The organism is Pseudomonas sp. Leaf15, from assembly GCF_001421425.1.
Classification (GTDB): domain Bacteria; phylum Pseudomonadota; class Gammaproteobacteria; order Pseudomonadales; family Pseudomonadaceae; genus Aquipseudomonas; species Aquipseudomonas salomonii.
On sequence record NZ_LMKI01000023.1, the window covers coordinates 584,689 to 598,250 of the forward strand.

Genomic DNA, 13,562 nt, shown 5'->3' on the forward strand with positions numbered 1-13,562 from the left:
TTTTACACTTCTGAGGGCTGGCACTTTCTGGCATCCTGCGCCTCCATTTTCTGACCCGAGCCCGCACTTTGTCTGACGCTCAAGCCCCCCGCCCCCGCTATAAATCCGACCTGATCTATGGCCTGGAAGACCGCCCGCATTTCACTGCAGCGATCTTTGCCGCGCTGCAACATGTGCTTGCCAGCTTCGTCGGCATCATCACCCCGACCTTGATCGTCGGCGGCGTGCTCGGCCTGGAAAGCGAGGTGCCGTACCTGGTGAGCATGGCGCTGTTCGTGTCCGGGCTCGGCACCTTTGTGCAGGCGCGCACCTTCGGCCCGATCGGTTCCGGCCTGTTGTGCCTGCAGGGGACAAGCTTTTCGTTTATCAGCGTGATCCTCAGCGCCGGGTTCATGGTCAAGGCCCGGGGCGGCGGTACCGATGAGATCCTCTCGACGATTTTCGGCATCTGCTTTTTCGCCGCGTTTATCGAGGTGGTGCTCAGCCAGTTCATCGGCAAGCTGCGCAAGCTGATTACTCCAGTGGTCACCGGCACCATCATTACCTTGATGGGTTTGTCGCTGATCAAGGTCGCGGTCACCGACATGGCCGGCGGCTTTGGGGCCAGCGACCTGGGCGCCGCGGGCAACATGGGGCTGGCCGCCCTGGTGCTGTTGACCATCGTGGTGCTCAACCGCTTCAGTAACCCGTTCGTGCGCCTGGGTTCGATCGTGATCGGCCTGACCCTGGGTTTTGTGGTGGCCTGGTGGATGGGCCGCGTCGACATGGCCGCGCTGCCCCAGGTGCCGCTGATCAGTGTGCCGGTGCCGTTCAAGTATGGTTTTTCGTTCGACTGGGTGGCGTTTATCCCGGTGGCGGTGATCTTCCTGATTTCACCGCTGGAAGCCGCCGGCGACCTGACGGCCAACTCGATGATTTCCCAGCAACCGGTCAAGGGCCCGCTGTACATCAAGCGCATCAAGTCGGGCCTGTTGGCCGACGGCCTCAACTCGGCGATGGCGGCGACGTTCAACAGCCTGCCGATGGTGACCTTCGCCCAGAACAACGGCGTGATCCAGCTCACCGGCGTGGCCAGCCGCTATGTGGCGTACTTTATTGCCGGCCTGCTGGTGCTGCTGGGGCTGTTCCCGATGATCGGCGCAGTGCTGCAACTGATGCCCAAGCCGGTATTGGGCGGTGCCACGCTGATCATGTTCGGCACGGTGGCCGTGGCTGGTATCAAGATTCTCGCCGAAGCCGGGCTGCACCGACGCAATGTGCTGATCGTGGCGATCTCCTTAGGCATGGGCCTGGGTGTGGCCGCCGTGCCGGAAGTGCTGCGCGACCTGCCCAAGGCGCTGCACAACATCTTTGAATCGCCGATCACCGTGGGCGCGTTCTGTGCAATCCTGCTGAACATTTTCCTGCCGGAGGAGTTCTTAGAGCTGGAAGAGGATGAATTTGATCCGGAGTCCTCTACCCTCAAGGTCATGCAGGATCCGGACGTCACGAAATAGGAGCACCTTTGGTATGCGCAAGCTCATGGTTCTATCACTGCTTTTGCTGACCTTGAGCGCCTGCGCGCTGTTCCCCAATCGCGACCCGGTCAATATCACGGTGGTGGGCATCGAACCGCTGCAAAGCCAGGACCTGGAAGTGCGTTTCGCCGTGAAGTTGCGGGTACAAAACCCCAATGAAACGGCGATCGACTACAACGGTGTGGCCCTGGACCTGGACGTCAATGGGCGCCCCTTGGCGTCCGGCGTGAGCGACCAGGCCGGCAGCATCCCACGCTTTTCCGAGACAGTGCTGATGGTGCCGGTGAGTGTTTCGGCGTTCTCCGTGTTGCGCCAGACCTTGGGGCTGAGCCAGACCCAAAGCCTGAACAACCTGCCTTACACACTGCGCGGCAAACTCGCAGGCGGCCTGTTCGGCACTATGCGCTTTGTGGAACGCGGCACCCTCGACCTGCCCAACACCGCGACCTGGTAACCGCCATGCAACCGACGTTGTTTACCCAAAGACTGATCCTGCGCCCGCTGACCCTGGAAGATGCCGAGGACATCCAGGCGCAATTCGCGCATTGGGACGTGGTGCGTTACCTGACTGCCGAGGTGCCCTGGCCGTACCCGGCCGATGGCGCGCGCCGCTACCTGGAACAGGTGGCCTTGCCAGGCATGGCCCGTGGCGACCAATGGCATTGGTCGATCCGCCTTAAAAGTGCGCCGCAACCGATGATCGGCAATATCAACCTCACGGACGAGGAAGACGACAACCGAGGCTTCTGGCTGGGCCCGCAATGGCAAGGCCAGGGTTTTATGAGCGAAGCCTGTGCGGCGGTGACGCAGTACTGGTTCGAAGTGCTCAAGCGCCCGCAGATGCGCGTGCCCAAGGCTGCGCCCAACCTGGCATCGCGGCGGATCTCCGAGCGCACGGGGATGCGCTTGATCCGCACGGAGCTGGGTGAGTTTGTAGAAGGTAGGTTTCCACGCGACATTTGGGAGATTACCCGCCAAGAGTGGTTGGCATTTCAATCACCCAAACGCTGAAGATCGAATGTGGGAGCTGGCTTGCCTGTGATGACCATGGGTATCTACACAACTTCTGTTGAACACAACGTATGTGGCAAGAGGGCTGTTGTGGCGAGCAGGCTTGCCCTGCGTTGGGTTGCGAAGCGGCCCCAGTAAAGGCACTGCAACTTTTCCTGAAAGAACTCAGCGTCTGGATTTGGGGCTGCTTCGCAACCCAACGCAGGGCAAGCCTGCTCGCCACAGGAGAAATTGGCAGCCTTAAAAAGTTGTGTAGATATGGTCACCGCAGGCAAGCCAGCGCCCACATTTTTTAACGCACTCAGTCAGTGACGTAGCGCACGCCCGGTTTGGCGCGTTCATCCACTACCAACTCAAATATGTCCGGCCGCGCGTAATGCCCCACCACGTCATAGTCATAGCGCGCTCGCACCAGATCATCGGTGTTGATCTGCGCAGTCAGCAACCCTTCTTCCCCCACCAGCGGCCCGGCCAGGATGTCGCCCATCGGCCCAACAATCACACTGCCGCCGGCGATCAACGGGCGCTCTGACGGCCAATTGGCAATCTGCGTGCCCAACGCCTGGGGCGAAGCCTGCACCTGGCAGGCGCTCACCACAAAGCAGCGGCCTTCATGGGCGATGTGGCGCATGCTCACTTGCCACATCTCGCGCTCATCCACCGTCGGCGCGCACCACACTTGCACACCTTTGGCGTACATCGCCGTGCGCAGCAGCGGCATCATGTTTTCCCAGCACACTGCGCCGCCCAAGCGCCCGACGGCAGCGTCGATTACCGGCAAGGTCGAGCCATCGCCGGTGCCCCAGATCAGTCGTTCAGTGCCGGTGGGCATCAGTTTGCGGTGCTTGGCCACCAGGCCGCCGGTGGGCTCGAAATACAACACGGTGCAATACAGCGTGCTGCCACTGCGCTCGATCACGCCAAGTACCAGGCTGGCACCGGTGCGTGCGGATAACCCCGCCAGCGCTTCGGTCTCGGCGCCCGGCACATCGATGGCATTGGCAAAATAGCGCGCAAAGGCTTCACGGCCTTCCGGCAAGCGGTAGCCCAACTGCGTGCCGAAGGTTTCGCCCTTCGGATACCCGCCGAGCAACGCTTCGGGCATCACCACCAATTGCGCGCCACTGCGCACAATCGCGTCCTCGTAGGTGAGGATTTGGGCCAGGGTGTCAGCCTTGCCACCCGGCAAGGCTCCGATCTGCAACGCCGCTACGGTAGAAATGGGCATCAGGTTCACTCCAGATAAAGGGGGTTGCCCATTCTCCGGCGAGGAGCAATCATGAATAAAGCCCGCTTCAGTGCTAAATGATATGAGCCAAATGAATATCGCCCAGGTTGACCTGAACCTGCTGAAAACCTTCGAAGCCTTGCACGACGAGTCCAGCGCCAGCCGCGCAGCCTTGCGCCTGGGCGTCACGCAATCGGCGATCAGCGCCGGCCTGCGGCGTTTACGTGACGTGTATGGTGACCCGCTGTTTGTGCGCACCGGGCGTGGGCTGGCGCCGACCTTGCGCGCCAATCAGTTGAAACCGGTGATCAGCGAGGCGCTGGACCGTTGTCGGCAGAGCCTGGAAATGATCAACCCGGCCAACCCGAACTATCAGGGGCGCTCGGTGGTGCTGGGCTTGTCCGACGACTTCGAGATTGCCCATGGCCGGCGGCTGATGGCAGAAATTGCCCGGCGTGCGCCGAAACTGCGGGTGATCTTCCGCCAGACCCACAGCCAGATCGTGGCAGGCGCCCTGCTCGAGCGCAGCCTGGACCTGGCGATCACCGCCGGCGGCTTTGCCGAGCGCAGGTTGAGCCGGCATGTGCTGGGCGAAGGCGACTACCGCTGCCTGGTCGACCCGCACAGCCTGGCGCCGGGCCAACAGGGCATCAGCCTTGCGCAGTTCGTGGCACGCGAGCATGTGCTGGTGTCGTCGGGCGGGTTTATCGGGATTACCGATGAAGGGTTGGCGGCGCACGGGTTGAGCCGCCAAGTGTGTGCGTCCACCAGCCACTTTGCCGGGCTGCCGTTTTTGCTCAAGGGCAGCGCGGCGGTGGCGACGATTCCCGGGCATGCCGCCGAAGCGATTGCGCAGATGACCGGCTTGCGTGTGCTGCCCTGCCCACTGGCGCTGCCGCGCTACCCGGTGGAACTGGGCTGGCGCACCCAGGCGCAGCTGGATCCGCTGTTGCTCAAAGTACGCGAAGCCATTGTGGCCAGCTTTACTTAGCAGCGGCCATCAGTTTGTTGACTTCGCTGCGCACCATGTTGGAAAACTCTGGCGGCGACATGCCATCAAGCTCGGCACGCACCCATTCGGCCCACTTGCCTTTGCGCTTGGCACGCTCGCCGAACAAACGCGCCGCTTCGCCCTTGGCCTTGCCCAGGTTGGTTTGCCACAGGTCGTAGAGGCGGGACTTTTCATCTTCCAGCTCGGCGCGTTCGGCGAGGGTTTTGTTGGCCAGATTGAAGCTCATGTTGAATTACCTGCTGCACAAATAGGTGACATCTTACACTGTAGGTCGAACGATTCTGATCCGGATTTTACCCGCAAACCGCTCACGGCAAAAAAACTGCAACTTTTAGCCACGCCCGACACTCCATTGTTCACTGTCACATTCACTCGCAAGGAGTCACACAATGGCCCGCAAAACTGCCGCCCAAGCTGTCGAAGATCAAATCAAGGATCAAGCTTTCAGTGAACTGACGGCCTTGATCGAAGAGTCGGACAAGCTGCTCAAAAGCAGCGCTTCGCTGGTAGGCGAAGAAGGTGAGACGCTGCGCGAGCAGGTTGCCATTAAGCTCAAGCAGGCGCTGGACTCGGTGTCCAACGTGCGTGAACGCAGCAAGCCGGTGGTGGATGCCACCGAAAACTATATCGGTGGCCACCCATGGCAGACCGTGGCGATTTCTGCAGGTTTTGGCCTGGTGGTGGGCCTGTTGCTGGGTCGTCGTAACTAAACCATCAAGACTATGCCATCGAGACTACGCCATCGAGCTAAGCCATCGAGGCTGCGTGATAAAGGCTGCGCCACTGGCGCAGCCTTTTCTTTTAGCCTTCGGCCAGTGCCTGTAACTGCTTGAGCGCCTGCGCATCGATCTCGATGCCGGTTTCCTGCGACTTTGCCCGCGTGCGATGGCGCCGATCCCCCGGCAACCGCCGCAACCCCGCCGCATGCATCTGCCGCACCAGTTCCTGGCTGCGCTCGGCAAAGCCTTGCCCGGCGGTTTTGCTCGGGTCAATCACGATCAGCAATTGGCCGGTCCAGGGTGTTCGCGCACCGGGATGATCGGCCCAATTGAACTCGAACGAAAAATTACCGCCCGTGAGCGCCGCCGCCAGCAACTCGACCATCATCGACAGCGCTGAGCCCTTGTGCCCGCCAAATGGCAGCAGTGCGCCCCCTTCAAGAATCGCCTTGGGGTCCTGGGTCGGCTGGCCCAGGCTGTCCACGCCCATGCCCGGTGGCAGGCGCTCGCCCTTGCGCGCCGCGATTTGCACGTCGCCATGGGCAATCGCGCTGGTAGCCAGGTCAAACACGATGGGCGGCCCATCGGCACGCGGCGCGGCAAAGGCAATGGGGTTGGTGCCGAACAAGGGGCGATCCGCACCGTGGGGCACCACGCAGGTCATGCTGTTGACCACGCTCAAGGCCACCAGACCCTCTTCGGCAAAGGGCTCGACATCAGGCCATAACGCCGCAAAGTGATGAGAATTGCGAATCGCCAGCAACGCGATCCCGGCGCTGCGCGCCTTCTCTACCAACAGCGAGCGCGCGGCGTCGAGCGCCGGTTGGGCAAACCCGTTATCGGCATCCACACGTACAAAGCCTGCGGCCACATCCTCGACCACCGGCACAGCCTTGCCATTGACCCAGCCGCTGTTGAGCGTCGACACATACCCCGGAATGCGGAACACGCCGTGGCTATGGGCGCCGTCACGTTCGGCGCTGGCGCAGTTGTGCGCAAGGATGGCCGCCACCTGCGCAGAGGTGCCGTGCCGCACAAAGACCTGTTGCAGCAGTGCGACTAATTCGGTGAAGCCGATTGCGGTTGAAGCCTTGGCAACTGTCGGAGACTGCGCAGACATTTGAAGCTCCGTTTTTATGATTACGTTTTTATGATTAGGAGAGGCAACGAATGGACATTCAAGTGCCCGATTAAACACCACGCACTGTGCCTGCTGTCAACTTGCGACGGACCTCAATATTTACCCCCGCCCGCCGCTCATGTGTCCTTAGCCTGTCATTCCCCTGCCCTTTGGAGCAAGCCCATGACCGGCGTTACCCCGGCGTATTTTTTTGACGAATTTTTACTGCCGATTAAAAGAAACTCGCCCAGCGCACGCGAGCGTGCGCTGGGGCTGACCGTCAAAGACCTTGATTGGCTGCATACGGTGTATCAAGCCAGCGATGCCGCACGTAAGGACCCCGAGCGGCAAACCTACCCCATGAGTGTCGAAAGGCTGATGATCAATGTGTCGGGCCAGGCGCCCTTCCCACTGGCCGGCGCCTTTGTGATGAGCCCCACCCCGGACGCCGGCAAAGCACTGCTCTACACGCCTTATGGCGGTATTCAGGTGTTTGACGACCCTGCCAGCCTGCTTGTCGATGTCGCCGAGCAATTGGCGGATACGGTGCAGCGTGTCCAATTGATGAGCTTTCTGTCGATTGCGCAGCGCATCGCCTTGCCCGCCGGCACGCCGATAACGCTGACCACCACGGTTGTCGAAGGCGCCGTCATGCAAGACCAGGAGCAAGCCCTTGAGGCCTGCCAGCAAGACAACGTGCGCGCCGTACTCGAGCACCTGCAAAAGACCCCCACGCTGTACGGCATGCTCGACACGCTGCTCGGCATCATGGCGCGCTCGTATTTCCCCAACCTGGATCAACGCGATACACGGGTAGATTTCTTTATCCAGGACCCGGCGGGCGGTCAGCGACGCTGGGCCAATTCCCTGCCGCTGAGCGAGGCGTTGCTGCAGTTTTATGTGAAACATGCCTGGCCCAAGGACCAGACCCGTGAGTATTTCAATCCGAAACACATCACCAGTACCTTCACCTCGGCAGAACGCGAACACGATCAGCAGTATTGGGAAACCCTGATCAAGGAAACCTCCGGTAGCCTCTCGAAACTGCTGGACAGCCTGCTGAAAACCTATTGGAACGAAGACATCGGCAACGAAACCTCACGCCTGGAACTCTTTACCCAGGTGATGGCAGATAAATTTCGCCTGGATGTCTTGCTCAAGCGCCAGGAGCAAATCCTCAGCGCCGACGAAAGCCACACCCTTCAGGCCTTGTTCCTGCCAGACCAGCACGCCCGGAATGCTCACGCCAAAAAACTAAGCGTGGAAACCGTACGCCTGCATGCGCCCTATCAGCACTATGTGGAGCTGGCCAGCACGCTGTTGATCAGCGAGAGCCACGCCTACCTGTACACGCAATCGCGCGGGGTGCAGGTGCTCAAGGACATGCAGGCGCTCAAAGATACGTTGTTGAGCATGCTCAAGACCGCAGGCCACGAAGATGAGCTGCTCAATTTTCTGTCTCTGGACGAGCGCGACACGTTTATAGGCCTGGACCCGATAGACATCACCGCCCAGTCGGTGCCGGGCAACGTTTTTGCCGGCATGATCGAAGACATTGCGACCAAGCAGATCAGCAACATGAACCACGCGCTGGACCTGTTCCGGCGCAGTGATGGCCAGATAAACCTGGACGCGTTGCTCGATTGCGCCCTGGATATACGCACCATGCTGGACAGTCGCCTGGCGGCATTGGAAACCTCCGGGCGCTGGACGACGCACCCCGTCACCAGCGGTAACGAACGGCCGTCGACGGTGCAGGCCGAACGCGCAAAACTGCACCTGCAGCGCCTGCGCGCAGCTGCCGACGCACTGGCCACCGAGCGCAAACAACACCCGACGTTGCGCTCCATGGTCGCCCTCGCCTTGAATGCCGAATTGCAATCCCAGCGCCTGGCGCTCAAGGCCGAGGACGTCTATATCAACACGTATCCAACCCATGCCCAGGAGCGCGAAGAACGTCCGTCATTGACGTCCGTGAGCATGGTTGAGCACTTCATCGAGCGCCTGAGCGGTGAGGTGTCGTACGTTCCCAACCAGGCCACCACCGGGTTTTATACCCAGCCCGAGCCGCATCTGGCCCTTAAGTTGCCCAGCATGACCCTGAGCACCTTCAACACGATCAATGATCAAGTCTTGAAGGTGTTTGCCAACCACGAGATGCGCCAGCTTCCCTTACTGTTCCTCAGTAACATGCGGGAAAAACAGGCGCACTCGATGCTGCTGGGTTTGCGCAGTGAGGCCGAACTGAGGCTGTTAGGCAAAACACTGCTGCCCAGCAGCCAGGCGGTGGTCGATACCCTGCTACGCACCGACAGCCTGGTGCGCTTGACCCGGCATGGCCTGAACGGCTTTCTGCCGGATGCCTACGCCTTGACACTGAACATCGGCACCTCCGACATCGCCCAGGCGCTCGCCAACCTGTTTGTGCTGACCGAACGCGGAGGGATCGATCCGCAACGTTCGGGCCAGGCCGTGCTCTGGACGCCTCGGCGCGGGTATGAGGTGTTTACTTCGGTACTCGCTTTGCGAGAGGAAATGGCCCGGCGCCTGGAGCACCCGATCAAACGCTTGCCCTTGCTGGAAAACCTGGCGATTTCCTTGCGCGCACCGCATCAGGTGTATGGGCTGGGGCCACTGCAAAGGATTGACGACAACGTGCTGGACAATCGCCTGAAGACCTACAGCGACCACGTCATGAACGGTATCGATCAGTTGCTTTCGATCAACTTGGCCGCTCGCGCGTTGCAAGACCGTATCGAGGCAACCCTGGAGCAGCCCTCGCCCACCAACCTTCAGCGAGCCATCGCGATGGCGAGTGCCATGACTCATCAGCAGGCCCTGCCCGTCTGGCTGGGCTTGGCGCCGCCCAAGGACCAGCTTCATCAAGCCGAGCTGCTTGAGCAGTATCACAACAGTGCGCCTGACGAAAAAGACTACCTCAGCGGCATCACCCCTCTGCGCGCGCATGCGCACACGGCGCTGCTGGCATTGCTCAAGGCCCGCTATCCCGACCAGCCACTGAACCCCGATAACATACTGATCCCCGTGCATCAGGCACTCGACGTGCATGTCTACAACTTGACCGACTTTGCCTTGCGGCACTGGCCCGACCTGGATGCCGAAAACATCCGACCACGTTCACGTAACGCGACGGCTCTGCCGGCCACACTGGATGCCAGTGCCGTGGTGCAAATGGTTCGCCAGCTGGACCTGAACAGCCTCTACCAGAAGCTGCTGCAAAGCCAGCTGGACGTCAACACGGACGAAGGCCGCAAACGCCGCGGCCTGTATTGCCGACAGTTACCCTGGCAAACCCTGCAGTACGCCCATGAGCAACGGCTGCAGGAGCGGCTGACGGCGCAGGCACTGAGTCATGTCCAGCAGGTATTCGACATGCCCGACGCACTGGCGCGGGCGGCGCTCGAGGGGGCATCGGCCATGCTGCGGCCCTTGGAGTTGATTGCCACCGAAGGCGCTTCCCTGGCCAAGGTGCTGGGGATGTACTTGATTGGCCCTACGACCCGTGGCGCCGGGCCGCTGGTGCTGTACGCGCCCCACAGCGAACACCATGCACTCAAGGAGTATGCGAACGAGCAAGCGCTGCTGGATGACTTGACCAAGCCTGGAGCACTTCAGGACTGGGTGGTGCTGCACCTGGAGGCGCCGCATCAGGCTACCTACCGAAATTTGCTGCAAAACAACCGTCATCGCCCCCTCGATATCCGCCTGGCCTCGTCCGTCGTCACCGGCAATGCCCTTCACTACCTGTTCGACGACAACACGCGGCTATTGCTGAAAATGCTCGCCTGCCAGTTCGAGAAAGGCGCCAAGGCGCTATGGGACAGGCTGACCGACCTGTTGCGCGAGGGCATCCCCGCAGCCGCGCAGTACATGGCAGGAAAACTCGCGTATCCGCTGGCGGTATGGCGTGCCTACAAAATGTTCAAACGTTCAGCCGATGCCTTGCAATTGCATCAGTGGAAAACCGGCATGAAGGATTTCATCATCGGCGTGGCGCATATGGCCGCCCTGCGCAATGAGCTTGAGGGCAGCGAAGCCGATCCGCCCACCGAAACCGAAGCCTCACACGCCGACCTGTCAGACGAAAGCCTGCCCACGGCCACCCGCCTGGCGAACCTGGATGTCACTGCGCCCGCGCGTACCGGGCTGCAGCCATTCGAAGCGCACGGTGTCGCCTTGAAGGACCTGGAACACAGCGCGTCCATCCATGTGTACCTGGACAAGGCGAGCTTGAAGAACTATGTGCCACTGGCCGGCAAAGTGTACTCGGTGAAAAAAACCGCCGAGCGCTGGCGCCTGTCCCAGGGTGAGCATGTGGGCGCATATGTGGGCCGCAACCCACAGGGTAAATGGGTGCTGGACCTCAGCTTGCATAACCCACGGTTTGGTAAAGTCATGTCGCGCATGCAGGCACGAGCCGGCGAACGGGCGGCGATCAATATCGAGGCGACGGGCATGCGCGAAATTGCCGCGCTCTCCAGTTGGAAAGCCCAGGTCATCACCGAAGGGTTAAATGTTGCGACCTATTACACCGTCAACTGCAAACGCAATATCGTGCAGTTTGCCAAACAGCGTGCGCCCAATAGCCGTGCAGGTCGGTTTTTGGGTGAGTTGTTCGGTGTGGTCAGCCTGACGCCTGAACAGGTGAGCAGGGTCGAAAAAATCGTCGACGTGATATTGGATGAATTGAGCGACCCGACCCTGACCAGCGCCGATTCCAGGCGTTTTGTCAGTGGAACCAGCCGTATAAGTGCCACGCACCAATACGCGTTTGTTATTCCTGAAGACAGGGAGCGCAAGCTGTACCTGCTCAATCGGTTCTTCGACCCGTGTATGGACAGTTACCAGAACCGTTTGAATTCACCCTTCGATACTTCCGCCCATGCCAGGGCCAGTGTCCTGATTCACGAACTGACGCACTTGAAGCTCGACACTGAAGACATCGCCTACCTTGACGCGATGCGGCCATTCACCGACCTGATCAACGCGGCCAAACCGGGCGCCCAGATCCTCAAAACAACCCTGGAGGACCTGCAAAGTACCGCGCTCTCCACCCTGACGCCCGCGACGATGTTGTTCAAGACCTGGGATGATTACTCGGCACGATGGGAAGACTACGGGCCTGACACTGCGACGGCTCACGTGAGACAAAAAGTCCTGAACGCCACCGGCACCAAGGACCTCAAGGATGCCCGCGACGTCTTCATGAGTAACGCCGACAAACGCATTGACACAATTTTGGCCAATGCCGACTCGGTGACTTACCTGATTACGCACCTGGGCCGTGTTTTGGATACGGGGGCTTGAGCAGCCCCCGTCAGGCGCCTCAGTCTTTCTGATCACGCAAAACGTTGCCGGAAGCGCCATCGATACGCGCTTCATACACGATGCCATCGGACTTGCGCCCTTTGACTTCCCAGTAACCGTTGTCATCGGCTTCGGCGCTGTAGACCTCGACATAGCCGGCCTTGGTCTTGGCGGTTTCAATGGCCTTTTCGATGGTGATCCAGCCCGCGCCCGGCTTATCGGCCAGGGCGGCGCCGGCGCTGAGCAGCGCGGTGGTTGCACACAGGGCGACTAAGGTTTTCTTCAACATATTCGTTCTCCATTGTGGGAATGACGGACTCGTGTCCTGTGTTTTCTGATGTTTTCAAACGAGAATAAGTTCCAATTGATGTGCAATCGCCATGACGGCTGTTCTCGTCATCCGCCTCGGGAGGTTAGAATGTTGGAAATCAGGACGGTTTAATGACTCAACAGCCCCTTTCAGAAGACGAATATGACGCGATCACCGATGCCGCCGCGCATTGGTGCATGCGCCTGCATGCCAGTGATTGCACGGCGGGCGAACGTCGGGCTTTTGAACAATGGCACGACGCCCATCCGCTGCATGCCTTTGAGTATGCGGCCATGCTGGAAATCTGGGACGTGGCCGACCACCTGCCGCGCAGTGCGCCTGCTGCGGTGGTGCTGCCCTTCAAACCGCGCAGCCGCTTGCGCACTTACGCGGTGGCCGCCGCGATAAGCCTCGCCGCCCTGCCGCTGGCCGCCTTTACCGGCTGGGAAGCGGGCTGGTTGCCCAGCTCCTACGAGCATTTCGAAGCCGGCACTGGCTTGCGCAAGGTCACCCTCGGCGACGGCAGCCAGGTTGAATTGAACCTGGGCACCGAACTGGTCTACAGCCATTACAAAGACCAGCGCCGCGTGACCTTGAACAAGGGCGAAGCGTTTTTCAAGGTCAGCCATGACAGCCTTCACCCGTTTATCGTCAAGGCGGGCGAAGGCCAGGTGCGGGTCACCGGCACTCAGTTCAACGTCTGGAAGTACGAAGACCAGGTGCGGGTGATGTTGCTGGAAGGCTCGGTGCAGATTTCCAGCGACAAGGAGCACGCCAGCGTGCCGCTGAACCCCGGCATGCAGGCCAGTTACAACCTGGGCGATGCCACCCCGCACGTCGCTGCGATTAACCCCAATGACTCGGCCCTGGCCTGGCGCCAGGGCAAACTGGTACTCGACAACCTGGCCTTGACCGACGCGTTGCCGCTGATCAACCGCTACCTGAGCAAACCGGTGATGCTGGCAGATGCCAGCACCGGCGCGATTCGCATCGGCGGCATCTACAACATCAACGAGGTCAACAACCTCGTGCCTTCCCTGCCCAAAGTGTTGCCGGTCTACCTGACCCAAAATCAGGACGGCAACCCGGTACTCAATTCCATCCCGCGTAAAACGCCCAAGGGCTGAGCCTGCCTGCAACAGCCGGTTCGCTCGCGCCCAAAGTGTCCATTTTTGAAACACCCCACTCGCCTGAATCGCCCGCCGGGTGCGCATTCATGAGTTTGTCATGCGCAGTGTTTCATCGCTGAGACAGGCTTGAGGCGGGGCCGGGCATGTCCCTTGACGGCGGCACTGTTTCAACCATGAAACAGCAGCG

Annotated in this window: 11 protein-coding genes; 7 read left to right on the plus strand and 4 right to left on the minus strand. The window is 60.4% G+C overall.

All coding sequences use genetic code 11. The features are described 5' to 3' along the window. Nucleotides 1-68 precede the first annotated feature (68 nt). From ASE80_RS18865 to ASE80_RS18875, 3 genes are read left to right on the plus strand one after another with little or no spacing between them, the layout of a single operon-like run. A complete protein-coding gene (locus ASE80_RS18865; RefSeq protein WP_056860278.1) occupies nt 69-1,496 on the plus strand; it encodes a nucleobase:cation symporter-2 family protein in 1,428 nt (475 codons plus the stop codon). 13 nt (nt 1,497-1,509) lie between these two features. Continuing rightward, complete coding sequence (locus ASE80_RS18870; RefSeq protein ID WP_056860279.1) at nt 1,510-1,971, plus strand: LEA type 2 family protein; 462 nt, start codon at nt 1,510-1,512, stop codon at nt 1,969-1,971. 5 nt (nt 1,972-1,976) lie between these two features. Continuing rightward, complete coding sequence (locus ASE80_RS18875; protein WP_056860280.1) at nt 1,977-2,528, plus strand: GNAT family N-acetyltransferase; 552 nt, start codon at nt 1,977-1,979, stop codon at nt 2,526-2,528. A 301-nt stretch (nt 2,529-2,829) separates the two neighbouring features. On the opposite strand, the gene ASE80_RS18880 is transcribed toward ASE80_RS18875, so the two are convergent. After that, nucleotides 2,830-3,756 (minus strand): carbon-nitrogen hydrolase family protein, encoded by a 927-nt coding sequence (locus ASE80_RS18880; protein WP_056860281.1) that lies wholly within the window; start codon nt 3,754-3,756, stop codon nt 2,830-2,832. A gap of 91 nt (nt 3,757-3,847) precedes the next feature. Between ASE80_RS18880 and ASE80_RS18885 the strand changes: the two genes are divergently transcribed. Continuing rightward, nucleotides 3,848-4,747: a LysR family transcriptional regulator gene (locus ASE80_RS18885; protein WP_056860282.1), complete on the plus strand. Its 900-nt coding sequence runs from the start codon at nt 3,848-3,850 to the stop codon at nt 4,745-4,747. Here ASE80_RS18885 and ASE80_RS18890 read toward each other — a convergent pair. Next, the gene (locus ASE80_RS18890) at nt 4,740-4,994 is read right to left on the minus strand and encodes a hypothetical protein (RefSeq protein WP_003190904.1); all 255 of its coding nucleotides are present in this window, start codon (nt 4,992-4,994) and stop codon (nt 4,740-4,742) included. The two genes, ASE80_RS18885 and ASE80_RS18890, sit on opposite strands and share 8 nt — an antisense overlap. Before the next feature lie 163 nt (nt 4,995-5,157). Between ASE80_RS18890 and ASE80_RS18895 the strand changes: the two genes are divergently transcribed. Continuing rightward, nucleotides 5,158-5,478, plus strand: a complete 321-nt coding sequence (locus tag ASE80_RS18895; RefSeq protein ID WP_056860283.1) for a DUF883 family protein — start codon at nt 5,158-5,160, stop codon at nt 5,476-5,478. Between the two features lie 91 nt (nt 5,479-5,569). Here the strand turns inward: ASE80_RS18895 and ASE80_RS18900 are convergent, their stop codons facing one another. After that, a complete protein-coding gene (locus ASE80_RS18900) occupies nt 5,570-6,607 on the minus strand; it encodes an Ldh family oxidoreductase (RefSeq protein WP_056860284.1) in 1,038 nt (345 codons plus the stop codon). Nucleotides 6,608-6,790: 183 nt separating this feature from the next. Here ASE80_RS18900 and ASE80_RS18905 point away from each other — a divergent pair, with 183 nt between their 5' ends. Further along, nucleotides 6,791-11,935 (plus strand): dermonecrotic toxin domain-containing protein, encoded by a 5,145-nt coding sequence (locus ASE80_RS18905; RefSeq protein WP_056860285.1) that lies wholly within the window; start codon nt 6,791-6,793, stop codon nt 11,933-11,935. 19 nt (nt 11,936-11,954) lie between these two features. Here the strand turns inward: ASE80_RS18905 and ASE80_RS18910 are convergent, their stop codons facing one another. Beyond that, nucleotides 11,955-12,224: a PepSY domain-containing protein gene (locus ASE80_RS18910; RefSeq protein WP_056860286.1), complete on the minus strand. Its 270-nt coding sequence runs from the start codon at nt 12,222-12,224 to the stop codon at nt 11,955-11,957. A 152-nt stretch (nt 12,225-12,376) separates the two neighbouring features. Here ASE80_RS18910 and ASE80_RS18915 point away from each other — a divergent pair, with 152 nt between their 5' ends. Beyond that, the gene (locus ASE80_RS18915) at nt 12,377-13,372 is read left to right on the plus strand and encodes a FecR family protein (protein WP_056860287.1); all 996 of its coding nucleotides are present in this window, start codon (nt 12,377-12,379) and stop codon (nt 13,370-13,372) included. Nucleotides 13,373-13,562 lie beyond the last annotated feature (190 nt).

What these genes read in the sequence shown, in the direction of transcription:
- ASE80_RS18910 (WP_056860286.1), bottom strand. Translation starts at nt 12,224, where the DNA reads ATGTTGAAGAAAACCTTAGTCGCCCTGTGTGCAACCACCGCGCTGCTC.
- ASE80_RS18895 (WP_056860283.1), top strand. Translation starts at nt 5,158, where the DNA reads ATGGCCCGCAAAACTGCCGCCCAAGCTGTCGAAGATCAAATCAAGGAT.
- ASE80_RS18875 (WP_056860280.1), top strand. Translation starts at nt 1,977, where the DNA reads ATGCAACCGACGTTGTTTACCCAAAGACTGATCCTGCGCCCGCTGACC.
- ASE80_RS18915 (WP_056860287.1), top strand. Translation starts at nt 12,377, where the DNA reads ATGACTCAACAGCCCCTTTCAGAAGACGAATATGACGCGATCACCGAT.
- ASE80_RS18905 (WP_056860285.1), top strand. Translation starts at nt 6,791, where the DNA reads ATGACCGGCGTTACCCCGGCGTATTTTTTTGACGAATTTTTACTGCCG.
- ASE80_RS18870 (WP_056860279.1), top strand. Translation starts at nt 1,510, where the DNA reads ATGCGCAAGCTCATGGTTCTATCACTGCTTTTGCTGACCTTGAGCGCC.
- ASE80_RS18885 (WP_056860282.1), top strand. Translation starts at nt 3,848, where the DNA reads ATGAATATCGCCCAGGTTGACCTGAACCTGCTGAAAACCTTCGAAGCC.
- ASE80_RS18880 (WP_056860281.1), bottom strand. Translation starts at nt 3,756, where the DNA reads ATGCCCATTTCTACCGTAGCGGCGTTGCAGATCGGAGCCTTGCCGGGT.
- ASE80_RS18890 (WP_003190904.1), bottom strand. Translation starts at nt 4,994, where the DNA reads ATGAGCTTCAATCTGGCCAACAAAACCCTCGCCGAACGCGCCGAGCTG.
- ASE80_RS18900 (WP_056860284.1), bottom strand. Translation starts at nt 6,607, where the DNA reads ATGTCTGCGCAGTCTCCGACAGTTGCCAAGGCTTCAACCGCAATCGGC.